16 protein-coding genes are annotated in these 18,514 nt (G+C 71.7%); 9 read left to right on the top strand and 7 right to left on the bottom strand.

Going from position 1 to position 18,514, the window contains the following annotated elements; genetic code table 11:
* Window positions 1–19: 19 nt before the first annotated feature.
* Entirely contained in the window at window positions 20–1,774 is a 1,755-nt protein-coding gene (locus ABTX18_RS07225) for an NAD+ synthase (protein ID WP_352121733.1), read from the top strand.
* Window positions 1,775–1,963: 189 nt separating this feature from the next.
* On the opposite strand, the gene ABTX18_RS07220 is transcribed toward ABTX18_RS07225, so the two are convergent.
* Together ABTX18_RS07220 and ABTX18_RS07215 are read right to left on the bottom strand one after the other, a co-directional pair.
* Window positions 1,964–3,175, bottom strand: coding sequence for an MFS transporter (locus ABTX18_RS07220; RefSeq protein ID WP_352121732.1), 1,212 nt, complete (start codon window positions 3,173–3,175; stop codon window positions 1,964–1,966).
* A 221-nt stretch (window positions 3,176–3,396) separates the two neighbouring features.
* Window positions 3,397–4,419 (bottom strand): endonuclease/exonuclease/phosphatase family protein, encoded by a 1,023-nt coding sequence (locus ABTX18_RS07215; protein WP_352121731.1) that lies wholly within the window; start codon window positions 4,417–4,419, stop codon window positions 3,397–3,399.
* A 352-nt stretch (window positions 4,420–4,771) separates the two neighbouring features.
* Here ABTX18_RS07215 and panB point away from each other — a divergent pair, with 352 nt between their 5' ends.
* From panB to ABTX18_RS07200, 3 genes are all read left to right on the top strand, one after another.
* Window positions 4,772–5,659: a 3-methyl-2-oxobutanoate hydroxymethyltransferase gene (panB, locus tag ABTX18_RS07210; RefSeq protein ID WP_352121730.1), complete on the top strand. Its 888-nt coding sequence runs from the start codon at window positions 4,772–4,774 to the stop codon at window positions 5,657–5,659.
* A gap of 148 nt (window positions 5,660–5,807) precedes the next feature.
* Window positions 5,808–6,827 (top strand): ATP-binding cassette domain-containing protein, encoded by a 1,020-nt coding sequence (locus ABTX18_RS07205; protein ID WP_352121868.1) that lies wholly within the window; start codon window positions 5,808–5,810, stop codon window positions 6,825–6,827.
* Complete coding sequence (locus ABTX18_RS07200) at window positions 6,824–7,681, top strand: ABC transporter permease (protein ID WP_352121729.1); 858 nt, start codon at window positions 6,824–6,826, stop codon at window positions 7,679–7,681. The genes ABTX18_RS07205 and ABTX18_RS07200 overlap by 4 nt, the downstream gene beginning before the upstream one ends.
* A gap of 23 nt (window positions 7,682–7,704) precedes the next feature.
* On the opposite strand, the gene ABTX18_RS07195 is transcribed toward ABTX18_RS07200, so the two are convergent.
* Window positions 7,705–11,034, bottom strand: coding sequence for an ATP-binding protein (locus ABTX18_RS07195; RefSeq protein WP_352121728.1), 3,330 nt, complete (start codon window positions 11,032–11,034; stop codon window positions 7,705–7,707).
* A 212-nt stretch (window positions 11,035–11,246) separates the two neighbouring features.
* On the opposite strand from ABTX18_RS07195, the gene ABTX18_RS07190 reads away from it, so the two are divergent.
* Window positions 11,247–12,044 carry a site-2 protease family protein gene (locus ABTX18_RS07190; RefSeq protein ID WP_352121727.1) on the top strand — a complete coding sequence of 266 codons (798 nt, stop codon included), beginning with the start codon at window positions 11,247–11,249 and terminating at the stop codon, window positions 12,042–12,044.
* An 11-nt stretch (window positions 12,045–12,055) separates the two neighbouring features.
* On the opposite strand, the gene ABTX18_RS07185 is transcribed toward ABTX18_RS07190, so the two are convergent.
* Together ABTX18_RS07185 and npdG are read right to left on the bottom strand one after the other, a co-directional pair.
* Window positions 12,056–12,235, bottom strand: coding sequence for a hypothetical protein (locus ABTX18_RS07185; RefSeq protein ID WP_352121726.1), 180 nt, complete (start codon window positions 12,233–12,235; stop codon window positions 12,056–12,058).
* A 128-nt stretch (window positions 12,236–12,363) separates the two neighbouring features.
* Window positions 12,364–13,074: an NADPH-dependent F420 reductase gene (gene npdG / locus ABTX18_RS07180; RefSeq protein ID WP_352121725.1), complete on the bottom strand. Its 711-nt coding sequence runs from the start codon at window positions 13,072–13,074 to the stop codon at window positions 12,364–12,366.
* A gap of 117 nt (window positions 13,075–13,191) precedes the next feature.
* Here npdG and ABTX18_RS07175 point away from each other — a divergent pair, with 117 nt between their 5' ends.
* Together ABTX18_RS07175 and ABTX18_RS07170 are read left to right on the top strand one after the other, a co-directional pair.
* On the top strand, window positions 13,192–13,794 hold the full coding sequence (locus ABTX18_RS07175; protein ID WP_352121724.1) for a hypothetical protein: 603 nt from the start codon (window positions 13,192–13,194) through the stop codon (window positions 13,792–13,794).
* 79 nt (window positions 13,795–13,873) lie between these two features.
* Window positions 13,874–15,187: an MFS transporter gene (locus ABTX18_RS07170; protein WP_352121723.1), complete on the top strand. Its 1,314-nt coding sequence runs from the start codon at window positions 13,874–13,876 to the stop codon at window positions 15,185–15,187.
* Window positions 15,188–15,256: 69 nt separating this feature from the next.
* Here ABTX18_RS07170 and ABTX18_RS07165 read toward each other — a convergent pair whose 3' ends face one another.
* Entirely contained in the window at window positions 15,257–15,490 is a 234-nt protein-coding gene (locus ABTX18_RS07165) for a hypothetical protein (RefSeq protein ID WP_352121722.1), read from the bottom strand.
* A gap of 58 nt (window positions 15,491–15,548) precedes the next feature.
* Between ABTX18_RS07165 and map the strand changes: the two genes are divergently transcribed.
* Window positions 15,549–16,406 carry a type I methionyl aminopeptidase gene (gene map / locus ABTX18_RS07160; protein ID WP_352121721.1) on the top strand — a complete coding sequence of 286 codons (858 nt, stop codon included), beginning with the start codon at window positions 15,549–15,551 and terminating at the stop codon, window positions 16,404–16,406.
* A 57-nt stretch (window positions 16,407–16,463) separates the two neighbouring features.
* Here the strand turns inward: map and ABTX18_RS07155 are convergent, their stop codons facing one another.
* Complete coding sequence (locus ABTX18_RS07155; RefSeq protein WP_352121720.1) at window positions 16,464–17,138, bottom strand: PhzF family phenazine biosynthesis protein; 675 nt, start codon at window positions 17,136–17,138, stop codon at window positions 16,464–16,466.
* Between the two features lie 233 nt (window positions 17,139–17,371).
* Here ABTX18_RS07155 and efeO point away from each other — a divergent pair, with 233 nt between their 5' ends.
* On the top strand, window positions 17,372–18,508 hold the full coding sequence (gene efeO / locus ABTX18_RS07150; RefSeq protein ID WP_352121719.1) for an iron uptake system protein EfeO: 1,137 nt from the start codon (window positions 17,372–17,374) through the stop codon (window positions 18,506–18,508).
* Window positions 18,509–18,514: the final 6 nt, after the last annotated feature.

Raw genomic sequence — 18,514 nt, 5'->3', positions numbered from 1 at the left:
GACGATTACACTGGGCGGCGTGCCTCAACTACGCCTCGCTCTGAATCAGATCGACTCGACCGTCGGCGATCTCGCCGGGAACACCGAGTCGATCCTCCACTGGACCCGGCACTCCGCCGAACAGGGCGCCCACCTGGTGGCGTTCCCCGAGATGGCGCTGACCGGCTACCCCGTCGAGGACCTGGCCCTGCGGTCATCCTTCGTCGAGGCGTCGCGGGACGCGCTGCGTGCGCTCGCCGCCCGCCTGGACGCGGAGGGCTTCGGGGAACTCCCGGTCGTCGTCGGCTACCTCGACCGCTCCGAGTCCGCCGCGTCCCGGTACGGGCAGCCCGCCGGGTCGCCGCGGAACGCCGCCGCGGTCCTGCACCGCGGGGGGATCGCTCTGAACTTCGCCAAGCACCACCTGCCCAACTACGGCGTCTTCGACGAGTTCCGGTACTTCGTGCCGGGCGACTCGATGCCCGTCGTGCGGGTGCACGGCGTCGATGTGGCGCTCGCGATCTGCGAGGACCTCTGGCAGGACGGCGGCCGGGTGCCGGCCGCACGCGCCGCCGGGGCCGGGCTGCTGCTGTCGATCAACGCCTCTCCGTACGAGCGTGACAAGGACGACACCCGGCTGGAGCTGGTCCGCAAGCGGGCCCAGGAGGCAGGCTGCACGACCGCGTACCTCGCGATGATCGGCGGACAGGACGAGCTGGTCTTCGACGGTGACTCGATCGTCGTCGACCCGAACGGCGAAGTGATCGCCCGTGCCCCGCAGTTCGCCGAGGGAAGCGTGATCCTGGACCTCGACCTGCCGGCCGCCTCGCCCGAGGCGCCGTCCGGTGTGGTGAACGACGGGCTGCGGATCGACCACGTGGTCCTCTCCGAGGAGCCGCTGCCGGCGTACGAGGCGGAGCTGGCCGGAGGCTACGCCGACCGGCTCGACGACGACGAGGAGCTGTACTCGGCGCTGGTCGTGGGCCTGCGGGCGTACGCGGCGAAGAACGGCTTCAGCAGTGTGCTGATCGGACTCTCCGGCGGGATCGACTCGGCGCTGGTCGCCGCGATCGCCTGCGACGCGCTGGGCGCGCAGCACGTGTACGGCATCTCGATGCCGTCGAAGTACTCCTCGGACCACTCCAAAGGCGACGCGGCCGAGCTGGCGCGGCGTACCGGGCTGAACTTCCGGACCGTACCGATCGAGCCGATGTTCGACGCGTACATGGGGTCACTGGGGCTCACCGGCCTCGCCGAGGAGAACCTGCAGTCGCGGCTGCGCGGCACGATGCTGATGGCCGTGTCCAACCAGGAGGGCCAGATCGTCCTGGCCCCGGGCAACAAGTCGGAGCTGGCGGTCGGTTACTCGACGCTGTACGGGGACTCCGTGGGCGCGTACGGGCCGATCAAGGACGTCTACAAGTCGTCGGTCTTCCGCCTGGCGAAGTGGCGCAACCGGGCCGCCGAGGAACGCGGGCAGACGCCGCCGATCCCGGAGGCCTCCATCACCAAGCCGCCGAGCGCGGAGCTTCGGCCCGGTCAGGTCGACACGGACTCGCTGCCGGACTACGACGTACTGGACCGGATCCTGGAGATGTACGTCGACCGGGACCAGGGCCTCGACGCGATCGTCGCGGCCGGGTTCGACGCGGCGCTGGTGGCGAAGACACTGCGGATGGTGGACACGGCGGAGTACAAGCGGCGGCAGTACCCGCCGGGCACGAAGATCTCGCCCAAGGGCTTCGGCAAGGACCGGCGCCTGCCGATCACGAACCGCTGGCGCGAGTCCGGCTGACGCCGGGGGGGGCGGTTCCCCCGGGTACCGGCCCGCCGCGTTTCTGGCCCGTCCGGCCGAGGGCACTTGTCCTCAATCACCGGACGGGCTTGGTTGTGCGGGCCTTCCGGCCTGGGGTTCGTCCTCAATCGCCGGACGGGCTCGAAGCGCCCGGCACGGGCCCCACCGTGCCGGGCGGAGCTTCGTAGTTCAGTGCACGTCCGCTTCGGACCTCCGCGGGGCCGGCGTCGCCGCGCGCGCGACGATCCTCGACGGGGTGCGGTCGCGGTCCAGGACGCCTGCCGTGACCGCGATCGCGAGGCCCGCGAGGGTCAGGGCCGCGCCGACCAGGGCCGGGGAGGTCCAGCCCCAGCCTGCCGCGATGGACATGCCGCCCAGCCAGGCGCCGCCCGCGTTGGCCAGGTTGAAGGCGGAGTGGTTGGAGGCGGACGCCAGGGTCGGGGCGTCCTTGGCCTTGTTCATGACGAGCATCTGCAGCGGCGTGGTCGTCATGAAGCCGACCCCGCCCAGCAGCACCACCATCACCAGGGCCGCCCACTGCACATGGGCGACGAAGGGGAAGACCAGCAGGACGACGGCGAGGGCGCTCAGGGAGCCGTACAGCGTGGGGCGCAGCGCGCGGTCCGTGAGCGGGCCCGCGGCGAGTGCGCCGAGGGTCATGCCGATGCCGAAGAGCGCGAGGACCAGCGTCACGGAGGATTCACCGAAGCCCATCGCCTCGGTCGTCATGGCCGAGAGGTAGGAGTACACGGCGAAGACCCCGGCGAAGCCGAAGACCGCGGTGAGCAGGCCGAGCAGGACCTGGCGGTTGCCCAGGGCCCGCAGTTCGTGGCGGACGTGGCGGTGTGCCTCGGCCGGGATCTGCGGGACGAGGCGGGCGAGGGCGGCCATCGCGCAGAGGCCGATGGCGGCGACCACGAGGAAGGTGGCACGCCAGCCGAGGTGCTGGCCGAGCAGGGTGGCGGCGGGGACGCCGACGACGTTGGCGATGGTCAGGCCGAGGAACATCGTCGCCACCGCCCGCGCCCGGCGCCCCTCGGCGACCAGCCGGGTGGCGACGACCGCGCCGACTCCGAAGAACGCGCCGTGAGGCAGTCCGGCCAGCAGCCGTCCGGCGATCAGCCAGCCGAAGGTGGGGGCGAGTGCGGAGGCGAGGTTGCCGAGGGTGAAGAGCGCCATCAGCAGCAGGAGCATCCGCTTGCGCGGGATGCGGGAGCCGAAGGCCGTGAGCAGCGGGGCGCCGACCACCACACCGATCGCGTACGCCGACACAAGGTAGCCCGCGGTGGGGACGGAGGTGCCCAGATCGTCCGCGACGTCGGGCAGCAGGCCCATCATCACGAATTCCGTAGTACCGATGCCGAAGGCGCTCACAGCGAGTGCGAGCAGAGCCAGTGGCATGAGGAGAGACCTTTCCGAAGTGGGCCCCGTGCGCCTTGCCGGGCCCGGAGGGCCTGCGGGGAGCGGGAGGGGCAGGGGGGAACGCGGCCGTACGTGCGCCGGCGCGGCCGGCCGGGGCCGGATCGCACGGTGACGGACCGGCTTCCTCGCCGGCGGCCTTGTTCCCGTTCGGAACAAAGTCTCTCAGACGTTTGGTGCTTCGAGGTAAACGGGCCGTTGCGTCAGAGTTTGACGCGGGCGGCGATCGGGAGATGGTCGCTGTCCGTGGCCGGAAGTGTCCACGACGACATGGGCTCGACGCCCTTCACCATGATCTGGTCGATCCGGGCCATGGGGAACGAGGCGGGCCAGCTGAATCCGAAGCCGTCACCGGCCGCGCCCTGGGTGGAGCGCATCTGGGAGGTGACCATGTTGAGCGAGCGGTCGTTCATGGTCCCGTTGAGATCGCCGAGCAGCGCGACCCGTTCCAGCGGCTCGTCGGAGATGGCCTCGCCGAGGGCGTCCGCGCTCTGGTCCCGCTGGTTGGCGGTGAACCCGGCGTGCAGCTTGACGCGTACGGAGGGCAGGTGCGCGACGTAGACGGCGAGCGGGCCCTTGGGAGTGGCGACGGTGGTCCGCATGGCGCGGACCCAGCCCATCTTGATGTCCACCGGGCGGGTGTCGCTGAGCGGGTACTTGCTCCACACGCCGACGGTCCCCTGGACGGAGTGGTACCGGAAGCGGCCGGCGAGCGCGGACTCGTACGCCGCGACCTTGCCGCTGGGGAGCTCCTGCAGGGCGACGACGTCGGCGCCCGAACCGGCGACCTGCTGGGCGGTGCCGGCGGGATCGGGGTTGTCCGCGTTGACGTTGTGGGTGGCCACGGTGAGGTCGCCACCGGTGCCCGACTTGTCGGTGAGCAGCCCGCCGAAGACGTTGAACCAGACCAGGACCGGCAGCAGCAGGGCGACCAGCGCGGTCGCCGAGCGGCGCACCAGGCCGAGGACCAGCAGCAGCGGGACGAAGACGGCGCACCACGGCAGGAACGTCTCGGTGAGGCTGCCCAGGTTGCCGATGGTGTTCGGGATCTGTGCGTGGAGGAGCATCACGAGAGTCAGCAGGACCGAGCAGCCGGCCAGGACGATGCCCCGCCGCCAGATGCCGGGGTCCCTGGTCAGTCTGGAGCGCAGGTCCCGGAAGCGGGATCCGGTGCGCTGCGGTCCCGCGCCGCCGTTCCCGGTGTCCGTCCTGTACGCCTGCACCATTGCGCTGTCCTCACTGCCTTGCCGTACACATCGCCGCGCCCCACGACCCTAGGGGATGCGCGCCGCCTTTCCTGCCGTCGGTGACGGCCGTTCTGCCACGGGGACGCCGCAAACGGTGCGTCGGGTTCCGGCCACAGGGGGTCTGTGGCGGCCTGTGACAGAACAGGCACACGCGCCCCGGGCCCGGGCGCGTCAGTCATGGCCAGGTTTCCGTCGGTCCTGACCCGGTTTCACCGGATTCGGTGCCGGTTGTGGGCGGGCCCACTTCCCGGGAACGGCTCCGGGGTGCCACCATGGAAGCGGTCCGGGGACGCCGTCAGGGCGCCTCGAGATGACGAAGGAGCCGTTGGCAATGTCGCTTCAGGCTGCGCACAACCAGTCCCCCACCCCGCCCGCGGGAGCCCCCGCCGACAGCAGCAAGGCGCTGTACGGAGGAAAGAGCAACCGCCGCGTCACCGTCCACGACATCGCCGCCGCCACCGCGCGCGGCGAGAAGTGGCCCATGCTCACCGCCTACGACGCGATGACCGCGTCCGTCTTCGACGAGGCGGGCATCCCGGTGATGCTCGTCGGGGACTCCATGGGCAACTGTCACCTCGGCTACGAGACCACCGTGCCCGTCACGATGGACGAGATCGCCATGCTGTCCGCCGCTGTCGTCCGGGGCACCAAGCGGGCGCTGATCGTCGCCGACCTGCCGTTCGGGTCCTACCAGGAGAGCCCCGTCCAGGCCCTGCGCAACGCCACCCGGCTGATCAAGGAGTCCGGGGTCGGTGCCGTCAAGCTGGAGGGCGGCGAGCGCAGCCACGAGCAGATCAAGCTCCTGGTCGACGCCGGCATCCCGGTGATGGCCCACATCGGCCTGACCCCGCAGTCCGTCAACGCCATGGGCTACCGCGTGCAGGGCCGCGGCGAGGAGGCCGCCCAGCAGATGCTGCGCGACGCCAAGGCGGTGCAGGACGCCGGCGCGTTCGCCGTCGTCCTCGAACTCGTACCGGCCGAACTGGCCGCCGAGGTCACCCGCACCCTGCACATCCCGACCGTGGGCATCGGGGCCGGTCCCGACACCGACGCGCAGGTGCTGGTCTACACCGACATGGTCGGTCTGACCGGCGGCAAGGTGCCGCGCTTCACCAAGCAGTACGCCGACCTGCGGCAGATCCTCGGCGACGCCGCGAAGGCGTACGCGGACGAGGTCGTCGGCGGCACCTTCCCGGCGCCGGAGCACACCTTCCACTAGGCAGCCCGCCGGTACGCCGGCCACCGGACCCGACCGACCACTGTCGCACCACCGACAGCCCGCCGACTTCCCCCATCGGCGGGCTGTCGCTCCGATGTGGGCCCGCTGTCGGCGGACTGTCGGTGCGTTGTCGGTGGCGGCTGGTCTGATGGTGGGCATGACGCGAATCGACAAGAACCCCAGGAACGGCACGAACGCCGTCGAGGTACGGGGGCTGGTCAAGCACTATGGCTCGACCAAGGCTCTGGACGGCGTGGACCTCGATGTGCGCGAGGGCACCGTCCTCGGCGTACTCGGCCCCAACGGCGCCGGCAAGACGACCCTCGTACGGGTCCTGTCCACCCTGATCCAGCCCGACGCCGGACACGCCATGGTGGCGGGCTACGACGTGGTGAGGCAGCCCCGCGCGCTGCGCCGCACCATCGGCCTGACCGGGCAGTACGCCTCGGTCGACGAGAAGCTCTCCGGCTGGGAGAACCTCTACATGATCGGGCGGCTACTCGACCTGCCGCGCAAGAAGGCCCGCTCGCGCGCCGACGAGCTGCTGGAGCGCTTCTCGCTCACGGAAGCGGCGAAGAAGGCCGCGATGGAGTACTCGGGCGGTATGCGCCGCCGGCTGGATCTCGCCGCCTCCATGATCGGCAGCCCGGCCGTCCTCTATCTGGACGAGCCGACGACGGGGCTCGACCCCCGTACCCGCAACGAGGTCTGGGACGAGGTACAGAGGATGGTCGCGGAGGGGGCGACCGTGCTGCTCACCACCCAGTACATGGAAGAGGCCGAACAGCTCGCCAACGAGCTGACCGTCATCGACAAGGGCAGGATCATCGCCCGCGGCGGTGTCGACGAGCTGAAGGCCAAGGTCGGCGGCCGCACCCTGCAGATCCGCCCCTCCGACCCCGCCGAGCTGGCCGCCATGGCCCAGGCGATCCGCGAGGCAGGTCTCGACGGCGTGGCGGGCGCGCAGGCGGTCCCGGACGAGGGACTGCTGTACGTACCGATCCTCAGCGACGAGCAGCTCACCGCCGTCATCGGCCTGCTCGGCACCCGGGGCTTCTCGCTGGCGCACGTCGCCACCGCGCTGCCCAGCCTCGACGAGGTGTTCCTCGCCATCACCGGCGACAAGGCCACCGTCACCGACACGATCCCCGAGGAGGTCGCGGCATGAGCACGACGACTCTGACGCCCACCCCCACCGACGCGGCCGCGGCCGCCCCGGCCGCGAAGGTCCACGACGAGGGCCGGATCGGGCTGCGGAACAACCTGCGCCACATCGGGGCGCTGGTGCGGCGCAATCTGCTCCAGATCAAGAAGGATCCGGAGTCGATGTTCGACGCGCTCCTGATGCCCGTGATCTTCACCCTGCTGTTCGTCTACGTCTTCGGCGGCTCGGTCGGCGGCAGCATGGGCGGCGGCCGGCAGGAGTACCTCAACTACCTGATTCCCGGCCTGATGGCGATGATGGGCATGAACATCGCCATGGCGGTCGGCTCCGGTGTCAACGACGACTTCCGCAAGGGAGTCATGGACCGGTTCCGTACGATGCCGATCGCCCGTTCCTCTGTGCTCATCGCGAAGATCGTGGTCGAGCTCGGGCGGATGATGGTCGCCACGCTCATCCTGCTGGCCATGGGCTTCGCCCTCGGCATGGAGCTGCAGGAGTCGGTGCTGGGGCTGATCGGGGCGATCGCCCTGTCGGCCGCGTTCGGCGCCGCGATCATGTGGATCTTCATCCTGCTCGGACTCACCATGAAGACCGCCCAGGCGGTCCAGGGAATGGGGATGCTCGTGCTGATGCCTCTCCAGTTCGGCTCCTCGATCTTCGCCCCGACGCAGACGATGCCCGGCTGGCTCCAGACCTTCACTGACTACAACCCGCTGTCCAACCTGGCCGACGCCGCGCGCGCCCTGATGATGGGCGGCCCGCTCGCCCACTCGGTCTGGGTGACGCTGGGGTGGACCGTGGTCATCACCGCGGTCATGGCCCCGCTCGCGGTGTCGAAGTTCCGCAAGAAGTCCTGACGGGAGCGGCGGTTCGGTCCTGCTCAGTTCCGGTACGCGTCCACGAGGGCGGTGGCCTCCTCCAGACAGAGGCCGCCGCCCTCGGCGTACGCGGCCTCGTAGGCGGCGTCCCCGAGCGCCGCACGCACCAGCTCCTCGGCACGGGCGAAGTTGTCCCGCTCCATCGACGTCAGGAAGTGCCCCTCCGGCAGCAGCGCCCGGCCTGCGGCCAGCAGCCGGGCGCCGAGCTGCGCGCCGGGCGCCGCGCCGAGCCCGCCCAGCGCCCAGGCCAGGGTGACCAGATGGATCACCGGCATCTGCGGCGCCACCATCTGCGTCAACGGATCGCCCAGGCGCAGCAGGGCCTGCCGGCCGCGGTCCAGGGCGTCCGCGTAGTTCTCGTCCTGGTTGTCCAGCCAGGCCAGGCCGCCCAGGACGAAGCCCTCGAAGATCGCCATGGTCTGCGACCTGAACTCTTCGAGCAGTTCGGAGAACTGCTCGCGCGCCTCCGCGGTCCGGCCGCAGCGGCCCAGCCACAGGGCCAGGAAGAGCCGGGCCGCCGGCCGCGCCTCGTGCCCCGCATGCCGCTCGTCGGCGATCACCTGGCGCAAAATCACCTCGGCCTCGGCTCCACGGCCGAGTTCGGTGAGAGCGGAGGCGTACCGAGTGCGGAGCACCGATACCTGGGCCAGGGCGCCGAGCTTCTCCGCGCAGCCGATCGCGGCCTGGTAGTCCTCGGCCGCCTGGCGGTAGTCGCCCCTCTTCTCGCTCGCCTCGCCGCGTGAGGACAGCGCCTCGGCCATGCCCCAGTCGTCACCGAGACGGCTGAAGATCTCCAGGCTCTCGACTGCGTCCACATAGGCGCCGCCCGCCCAGTCGGGGCGGTTGGCCAGCACGTTGGCACGCATCTGGAGCGCCGCGGCGAGCTCCCACTCGAAGCCGAAATCCCTTGCGGCGCGCACCGTTTCGTCCAGCAGGTGCCGCAGGTCCGCGACACCCCCGGTCAGCATGACGGCGAAGAACCAGAGCGACGCGGGACTCCGGCAGGTCTGCGGCTGGCCGGCCCGGTAGACGGAGGCGACCCCCCGAAGCCGCACCATGCTGGCCTCGTTCGTCCACTCGTCCATCGCGTGGTCCATGCTGACCAGTTGGACGAGTCCCACTTGGCGCCGCGCCTCCTGGAGCAGTTCGGGTCCCATGGGCGGGGGCGCGTCGGTGCAGCGTTCGTGGATCGAGGGCGCGGGTTGCACGGGCGGGGCGAACGGGTCGGGCCCGAGGGCCGCCGCGGCGTCGGCCCAGTGCAGGGCGTCGCCGCGCAGGTTGCGGATCTGCCAGTACCAGGAGAGCGAGATCACCAGGCACAGGGACTCCTGCTCGTCGCGGGCGGCGACGGCATGCCGCAGCGCGGTGCGCAGGTTCTCGTACTCGCGCTGGAAGAGCTCGATGGCGGCGCGCTGTCCGGCGCCGCGGAGCAGGGGGTCGGTGGTACGGGCCAGCTCCCGGAAGTGCACAAGATGCCGGCGTTCGACGGCGTCCCGCTCCCCCGCCTCGTCGAGCCGCTGCGTCGCGTACTCACCGACGGTCTCCAGGAGGCGGTAGCGCATCTGGCCGTCCGCCGCCGGTGCGGCGACGACCAGGGACTTGTCGACGAGGGAGCCGAGCAGCCCGGCCACGTCCCGCGCGTGGCGCGGCCCGTCCGCGCAGACCGCCTCGGCCGCTTCGAGGGTGCAGCCGCCCGCGAACACGGACAGCCGGCGCAGGGTGGTGCGTTCGTCCTCGGCGAGGAGGTCCCAGGACCAGTCGACGACGGCCCGCAGGGTCTGCTGGCGCGGGAGGACGGTGCGGCTGCCGCTGGTCAGCAACCGGAACCGGTCGTCGAGCCGGTCGGCGATCTGCTGCGGGCCGAGCATCCGCAGCCGGGCGGCGGCGAGTTCGATGGCGAGCGGCAGACCGTCCAGACGACGGCAGATCTCGGCGGCGGCGGCCGCCGTCGCCTCGTCCGCGTCGACGCGGAACCCCGGCAGGGCGGCGGCGCCGCGCTCGGCCAGCAGGCGCAGTGCCGTGGGATCCGGCAGCGGCTCGACGGGCCGGACGAACTCGCCGGGTACGCCGAGGGGTTCGCGGCTGGTCGCGAGGACGGTGAGGCCGGGGCAGCGGGCCAGCAGATGGTCGGCGAGGGCCGCGGCGGCCTCGATCACATGCTCGCAGTTGTCCAGGAGCAGAAGCATGCGGCGCCGGGAGCAGTGTTCGGTGAGCCGGGAGAGCGGTTCACCCGCGCCCCGGTCGCCCGCACTGCGCTCGGCGGCGCGGAGCTCCTCGGCACCGGCGCCGCGCAGCACTGTCTCGCGGGCGCCGAGTGCGCCGAGGACCGCTTCGGGCACCGTCTCGGGGTCGTCGACCGGCGCGAGTTCGGCCAGCCAGACGCCGTCCGGCCAGGACGCGGGGTCGAAGGACTCCGCGGCCTCCTGCGAGAGGCGGGTCTTGCCTGCCCCGCCGGGCCCGAGCAGGGTGACGAGCCGGGCCCGGGAGAGGTCGCCGCGCAGGGCGTCGATGTCGTGTTCGCGTCCGACGAAACTGGTGAGCCTGGCCCGGAGGTTGCCCTGCGGGGCGGCCGGGAGGGCCGGGGCAGAAGGGCGGGAAGCCGGCCGGGCCGGTTCCTGGCGGAGCAGCTCGGCGTGCAGCGCGGCCAGCTCGGGCCCCGGGTCGGTGCCGAGCCGGTCGGCGAGCACGGTGCGCACCTCGTCGTACGCGGCCAGCGCCTGCGCCGCGCGTCCGGCGTCGCGCAGGGCCCGCAGCCGCAGCGCCTGCAGCGGTTCGTCGATGGGGTGCTCGTCGCAGAGGGCCGCGAGCTCCGGCAGCACCTCGTCGGCCCGGCCGAGCGCGAGCGCCGCGGTGAGCCGGGTCCGGCGGGCGTCGAGGCGGCGGGCGCTCCAGCGGGCGGCGACGGCGTGCCGGTCGGGGAGGTCGGCCAGCGCCGGTCCCCGCCAGAGGCCGAGCGCGTCGTCGAGGACGCTCAGGGCCTTCGCCGGATCGCCGGCCTCCAGGGCGCGCGCCCCGTCCGCCGCGAGGCGTTCGAAGCGGTACAGGTCGACGCTGTCCGGTTCGGCGGCCAGCCGGTAGCCGCTGTCCGCCGAGGCGACCGCCGCATGGCCGAGCGCCCGCCGGAGCCGGCCCACGAGTGCCTGCAGGGCTCCGGGCGCGTCGGCGGGCGGGTCGCCGTCCCAGACCTCGTCGACGAGCACCGCGACGGGCACCGTCCGGCCGGCGCGCAGCGCGAGCACGGCGAGCAGGGCGCGCAGCCGCGCCCCGCCGAGGGCGACGGCCGTGCCGTCGTCGCGAAGTGCCTGGGTGGTACCGAGGATGCCGTAGCGCACGCGCCCATTGTCCGTGACGGGGCGGGGGTCATCCACAGCCGCCCGGCCGTACCCGCTCGTCCCGCCCGTCTCCCTGCCCGTCATGGCTCCACCCTCACGGAACCACCGACCCGGCGCGAGACGTTTTCCCCGTGCCGCCTGTACGGTCGGGGCTCGCCGCCCGCCCGCTCTCGGAGTTCCCATCAGCCACCGCAGTCACCAGGAGCCCGCCGATGACCTCCGCAACAGACCGTAGCGACCGGCGGATCAGCCCGGTCTTCCTCGGCATCGCCGCCGTGACGGCGGTGTCCGGCTGGGCGGTGTGGACGGACTTCGCCGAGCAGCCGGGTTTCGCCACGTTCCTGTTCGTCACCGCGGCGTGGATCGTCTCGCTCTGTCTCCACGAGTACGCGCACGCGCGCACCGCGCTGCACAGCGGTGACATCTCGATCGGCGCCAAGGGCTATCTGACGCTGAACCCGCTGAAATACACCCATGCGCTGCTGAGCATCGTGCTGCCGGTGCTCTTCGTGATCATGGGCGGCATCGGCCTGCCCGGTGGCGCGGTCTTCATCGAGCGGGGCCGGATCCGGGGCCGCTGGCGGCACAGCCTGATCTCGGCGGCGGGCCCGCTGACCAACGTCCTGTTCGCGCTCGTGTGCACCGCGCCGTTCTGGCTGGACGCGCTGGACGGCGTCCCGGCCGCCTTCCGGTATGCGCTGGGCTTCCTGGCGCTGCTCCAGGTGACGGCCGCGATCCTGAACTCCGTACCGGTGCCGGGGCTGGACGGTTACGGGGTGATCGAGCCGTGGCTCTCGCACTCGTTCCGGCGCTCGGTGGAGCCGTTCGCACCGTTCGGGCTGATCGCGGTCTTCGGGCTGCTGTGGGTTCCCGAGGTGAACGCGGCGTTCTTCGACGCGGTCGACGCGCTGCTGCGGTCGCTGGGCGTCAGCGAGTTCGACACGTACTGCGGTCTGGACGCCTACCGGTTCTGGCAGACGCCGAATCCGGTCTGTGCGGTGAACGGGTAGGGGCCCGGCGCCTACGCCTGGGTGTTCGCGATGCGCTGACGGCGTACGTAGTACCAGGCCATGTTCGACGAGAGCCCTACGAGCAGCACCCAGACGACGCCGAGGAGCCAGCTGCCCTGTACGAAGGAGATCACGGCCGCTGCGACGGCGAGGACGCAGAGGGCGATGGCGTAGAGAGCGAGGCGGGGCATGGGGGTGGCTCCTGTCGGGGGATGGTGCGCGGTCCCGTCCAGTGTCCCCCATGACCCCGCCGGCCGGGATCAGGGTGTGCCGTGCGCCGACGGCAGCCGTCGGCTCGGACGTCGGCCGAGGCGACGGCTCAGACGTCGGTGGTACGCAATCCGGCGTGTGCCTTGTAGCGGCGGTTGACCGAGATCAGGTTGGCGACGAGCGACTCGACCTGGTGGGCGTTGCGCAGCCGGCCCGCGAAGATGCCGCGCATCCCCGGGATGCGGCCGGCCAGCGCCTGGACGGTGTCCGTGTCGGCGCGGGCCTCGCCCAGCACCAGGACGTCGGTGTCGATCTCCTCGATCGACTCGTCCTGGAGCAGGACCGCCGAGAGGTGGTGGAAGGCCGCGGTGACGCGGGACTCCGGCAGCAGGGCGGCGGCCTGCTCGGCGGCGCTGCCCTCCTCGGGCTTCAGGGCGTAGGCGCCCTTCTTGTCGAAGCCGAGCGGGTTGACGCAGTCGATGACGAGCTTGCCGGCGAGTTCGTCGCGCAGGGACTCCAGGGTCTTGGCGTGCCCCTCCCACGGCACGGCGACGATCACGACGTCGCTGTCGCGCGCGCAGGCGGCGTTGTCCGCCCCGCGCACGCCGTGTCCCAGCTCGTCGGCGGCGGTCTGTGCGCGGTCCGCCGCACGGGAGCCGATGATCACGGACTGTCCGGCGCGGGCGAACCGGTAGGCGAGTCCGCGGCCCTGCGGCCCGGTGCCGCCGAGGACGCCGATGGTCAGCCCGGACACGTCGGGGAGGTCCCAGGGGTCCTTGGCGGGGGGCTTGGGGGCGCTGCCGCTGTCATTCGTAGTCATGGCCCCGACACTACTGCCAGGTACGGGGAGGGGACGGGGCCGCACGCGGGGCCTCGTACGGATGGTTCTGCCCCGTTCGCCGGTGCGGGTTCCCGGTGTCGTGCATGATGCCGGGCCATGGATGCCGTACGAGTGGCGCTGCTGCGTGAGGTGCTGGCCGGGACCCGGTGGCCGACGGCCGCCCGGCAGTTCGCCGGGACGCTGCGCTCGTCCGTCGTGCCGCACGGCGGCGGGCTGCTGCTGGTGGGGACCGAGGTGTACGAGCCCTGGCACCTGGCGGCCCATCTGGTCGACGAGTCCGCCTGGTCGGGGCTGCCGGAGCTGACGCCGACCCTGGTGCGCCACCGGGTGGAGCCGGGCGACCCGGCACACCTGGCGGTGGGGCTCGGCCGGATCGAGGCGGCCGGGCGGGGCGAGACGCTGCTCGTGGTGGTGCCGGAGCAGCCGGGCGAGGGGCTGCTGGAGCGGGTGCACGACGCCCGCCGGGCCGGGGCGACGGTCCTCTCCCTGGACAACGGTGATCCGGAGGTGCGAGGTCTCGCCCATGAGGCGCTGTCCGTGACGGGTGGCGACGATGTGGACCTGGACACGGTCCAGCACCTGGTCAGCGCGGCGGCGGGGGAGAACGGCGCGCCGGTGCGGCGCGGTCGGCGGCGGTTCCGGGACCGGCTGTCCCGGCTCGCCGACCAGCTGACCGCGCCGCCGCCGGCGCGGTGGTGAGCGGCGGCGCGGTCGGCACAGCGCCCCTGTCCGAAATCTGTTTGCACCGGGCGTGCACCGGAACAGACCATGTCTCCTCGTGACCTCTCGCCCCTCCCTCGCCGCCAGGCTGGCCGCGCTGCTCCCCGATCTCTCGCCATGGCGCTCCTCGGCGGACTTCCGCCTGCTGTGGGTGCAGGGGATCGTCACCTACTTCGGCAGTTTCATGGCGCTCGTCGCACTGCCCCTCCAGATCAAGGACCTCACCGGGTCCCCGCTCGCCGTCGGGGCGATGGGCGCGGTCGAGCTGGTGCCCCTGGTCGTGTTCGGGCTGTACGGCGGTGCGCTCGCCGACGCCGTGGACCGCCGCAAGGTCATCCTGGGCACCGAGGCGGGGCTGGGCCTGCTCGCGCTCGTCCTCCTGGTGAACGCGGCCCTGCCCGATCCGATGCTGTGGCCGCTCTATGCGGTGGCCGGCGGCGTGTCCGCGCTCGCGGGGCTCCAGCGGCCCGCGCTGGACTCGCTGATGGCCCGCATCGTGCCGCACGAGCAGCTGGGCGCCGCCGCCGCGCTGAACTCACTGCGCTGGCAGGCCGGCGCCATCATGGGCCCGGCGCTGGCGGGCCTGGTGGTGGCGTACGCCGGTCACACCACCGCGTACGCGGTCACGGTGGTCACGTTCGCCGTCTCCGTCCTGCTCTGCCGCAGGCTCGCGCCGGCGCCGCCCGCGGAGAAGGGGACGAAGCCGTCACTGCGGGGCATCGCGGAAGGCGCGCATTACGCGTGGAGCCGCCCGGTGCTGCTCGGGACGTACGCGATCGACATGGCGGCGATGTTCTTCGCGTTCCCGAACACGATCTTCCCGTTCCTCGCCGACGAGCTCGACGCCGAATGGTCGCTGGGACTGATGTATGCGGCCGGGTCGGTCGGGTCGCTCGTCCTCGGGCTGACCAGCGGCTGGACCTCGCGGGTGCGCCGGCACGGGCTGTTCGTGGTGTGCGGTGCGGCCGTCTGGGGGCTGGCCATCGCGGCGGCCGGCTGGTTCGGCAACGTGTGGCTGGTGCTGGTCTGCCTGGCGGTCGCCGGAGCGGGCGACATGCTCAGTGGCCTCGGCCGCTCCACCATCTGGAACCAGACGATCCCGGAGGAGCTGCGGGGCCGGCTGGCGGGCATCGAGGTGCTGTCGTACAGCGTCGGCCCGCAGCTGGGCCAGGTGCGGGCCGGCGGCATGGCGGGGTGGACGGGGACCCGGTCGGCGGTCTGGACCGGGGGTGTGGCCTGTGTCGCCTCGGTGGCGCTGCTGGCCGCGGCGCTGCCGAAGCTCCTCACGTACGACTCCGACACGGACGAGGACGCGCTGCGCAGGCGGGCGCAGAGCGAGGAGGCTCTGCGGGCGGTCGCTCCGGCGGGCTGAGCCGGGGAGACGGGCCGAGTCCGGGGCGCGCGGCCCCGGACCCCCGCCCTCGGCCGCCCTCAGCCGCCCTCAGCCGCCCGTGTTCTCGTCCGGGTCCGGGCGGTCGTGCCACTTGGGGTCGGTCTCCCACTCCAGATTCCGCTCCTGCGCGGTCTCCATGGCGTGCTGCGCCTCCTGGCGGGAGGCGTACGGACCGAAGCGGTCCTTGGCCGGGCACTCGGGGCCCTCCTCGACCTTCTTGTGCTCCAGGCAGTAGAACCACTCGCCCGGCTTGCCGACCGTGCGCTTCTTGAACAGGGCCATCACCGGCTCCTTTCCTCTCGGCCATGCTGCCCCAGACAGGCTGGTTAGACTCGCTGGCATGTCTGGCCAGTCGCTGCTTGTACCAGGGGAGCTCACTCCCGTCCGTTCCGTGCCCGGAAGCATCCGGCGCCCCGAGTATGTGGGCAAGCCCGCCCCGACGCCGTACAGCGGCCCGGAGGTCCAGGACGCCGACACCGTCGAGCGCATGCGCATCGCGGGACGCATCGCCGCCCAGGCCATGGCCGAGGCCGCGAAGCACATCGCCCCGGGTGTCACGACGGACGAACTCGACCGGGTCGCCCATGAGTTCATGTGCGACCACGGCGCGTACCCGTCGACGCTGGGGTACCGGGGCTTCCCCAAGTCGCTGTGCACCTCGCTCAACGAGGTGATCTGCCACGGCATCCCGGACTCCACCGTGCTGCGCGACGGCGACATCGTGAACCTCGACGTGACCGCGTACATCAACGGGGTGCACGGCGACAACAACGCCACCTACCTCTGCGGTGACGTGGACGAGGAGTCGCGGCTGCTCGTCGAGCGCACCGAGGAGTCGCTGAACCGGGCGATCAAGGCGGTGCGGCCGGGCCGCCAGGTCAACGTCATCGGCCGGGTCATCGAGTCGTACGCGAAGCGCTTCGGGTACGGGGTGGTGCGGGACTTCACGGGGCACGGGATCAACTCCTCGTTCCACTCCGGGCTGATCATCCCCCACTACGACAGCCCGCACGCCACCACCGTGATGCAGCCCGGGATGACGTTCACGATCGAGCCGATGCTGACGCTCGGGTCCCACGACTACGACATGTGGGACGACGGCTGGACCGTGGTCACGAAGGACCGCAAGCGCACCGCGCAGTTCGAGCACACGCTCGTGGTGACGGAGACGGGCGCGGACATCCTGACGCTTCCGTAGTCCCGCCGCCCCGTCCGACGGGAAAACGGCCGCCCCGGGAAGAGGCGGCCGTTCGGGCTACCCGTGGAAGGCCAGCACCACCCGGCCGCCGATCTCCACCGAGCCGTCCGGCGCGGGCGCCGTGAGGATCTGGGAGCCGCAGCCCTGCGTGATGTTCAGCGCCCGGCCCAGCTGAGCACTGAGCAGCAGCGCCGCCGCCCCGGTCGCCTCGTCCTCCGCGATGCCATCGTCCCTGCGCGGAAACGCCCGCGCCCGCACCCGCCCCGCGGCCTCGTCCTCCCACGCCCAGGCGTAGAGCCAGCCCTCACCGGGCGGCGGGGCGGGCAGCGCCTCGACCTCGGCGGCCGTGCCGTACTGCTGAAGCGTGCGCGGCGGCGCCCACTCGGGGCGGGCCGCGATCCAGCTGAACTCCCCGTCCTGACGGGCGAAGACCTCCCCCACCCCCAGTTGCAGGATCTCCAGATCGAGCAGCCAGGCGGCGCCGACCACGGGATGCCCGGCGAACGGCAGGCGGAGACCCGGGGTGTAGATGTCCAGATGGCCGCGCTCGGGGTCGTCCACGAACACGGTCTCGCTGAAGCCGAGCTTCCGGGCGAGCGCCTGCCGGGAGTCCTCGTCGGGGTAGTGATGCCCTTCGCGTACGACGCCGAGGGCGTTGCCGTGACGGCCGTCGGGGCCGCAGAACACGCGCAGGACATCGACGCCGGCGGGTACGTCTTCGTAGTCGTTCACGAGCGCATTCAAGCACCGGGACCGGCCGGCAGGCTCTCTTGACCATCGCTTGACCTGTTACGGGCTCGCTCATGGGTCGGCTGTGATCCTTCCGTTCCTGTGCGTCCGCAGTGAGAGCTGAATCACTGCATGGGTGGGTACGAGCTAGGTAAGCCTCGGTTAAGTTAGGTCCGCCTCACCCGGCTTTGCCCGGCCCTTTCTCTCTTCATCCTTCGTTCTCAAGTGGAGCCCGCATGCGAGCCGTTCGTTTCTCCGTCGTCACCGCTGCCGCCACCGTGGCCGCCCTGACCGCTGTCACGGGCTGCGCCGAGAAGAGCGACGGCAAGGGCGAGGGGGCCGTTCAGGTCGTCGCCAAGGACGACTCCTGTGACGTCTCGAAGACGAAGCTGCCGGCCGGGCACGTCGAGCTGGCCGTGGAGAACAAGGGCTCCAAGGTCACCGAGGTCTACGTCCTGTTCCCGGACGACCGCATCGTCGCCGAGCGCGAGAACATCGGCCCGGGCACCAAGGCCACCATCACCGCCGAGATCAAGGCCGGTTCGTACGAGATCGCCTGCAAGCCCGGCATGAAGGGCCACGGCATCCGGCAGAAGATCGAGGTCAGCGGCGGCAAGGCGGCCAAGCGCAGCCCGGAGATGGACAAGGCCGTCGCCGCCTACCGCACCTACGTCCAGGCTCAGGCCGACGAGACGCTGCCGAAGGTCAAGGTCTTCACGGACGCCGTCGCCGCCGGTGACATCGAGGCCGCGAAGAAGGCCTACGCCGACTCCCGTATCGGCTGGGAGCGCACCGAGCCGGTCGCGGAGTCCTTCGGCGACATCGACCCGAAGGTCGACGTCCGCGAGGACGGCCTGGAGGACGGCCAGAAGTGGACCGGCTGGCACCGTCTGGAGAAGGCGCTGTGGCAGGACAAGAAGCTGGGCGCCGAGGAGAAGGCGCTGGCGCCCACCCTGTACAAGGACCTGCTCGACTGGCAGAAGCGGGTCGGTACGGCGGACATCACCCCGACCTCGATGGCCAACGGCGCCAAGGAGCTCCTCGACGAGGTCGCGACCGGCAAGGTCACCGGTGAGGAGGAGCGCTACAGCCACACCGACCTGGTCGACTTCAAGGCCAACGTCGAGGGGGCGGAGAAGTCCTACGCGCTGCTCAAGCCGATCGCCACGAAGAACGACGCGGCGCTGACCTCCACCCTGGACAAGCAGTTCGCGGCGCTGAACACGCTGCTGGACAAGTACCGCACGGACAAGAGCTCCTACGTGTTCACGTCGTACGAGAAGGTCGGCAAGGCGGACCGCAAGGAGCTGTCGGACGCGGTCAACGCGCTGGCCGAGCCCCTGTCGCGGCTCGCCGCCGCGGTGACGAAGTAACCGGCC

The sequence above is a fragment of the Streptomyces sp. NPDC096323 genome, assembly GCF_040302845.1.
Lineage (GTDB): Bacteria > Actinomycetota > Actinomycetes > Streptomycetales > Streptomycetaceae > Streptomyces.
This window is presented reverse-complemented; position numbering and strand designations above follow the sequence as displayed.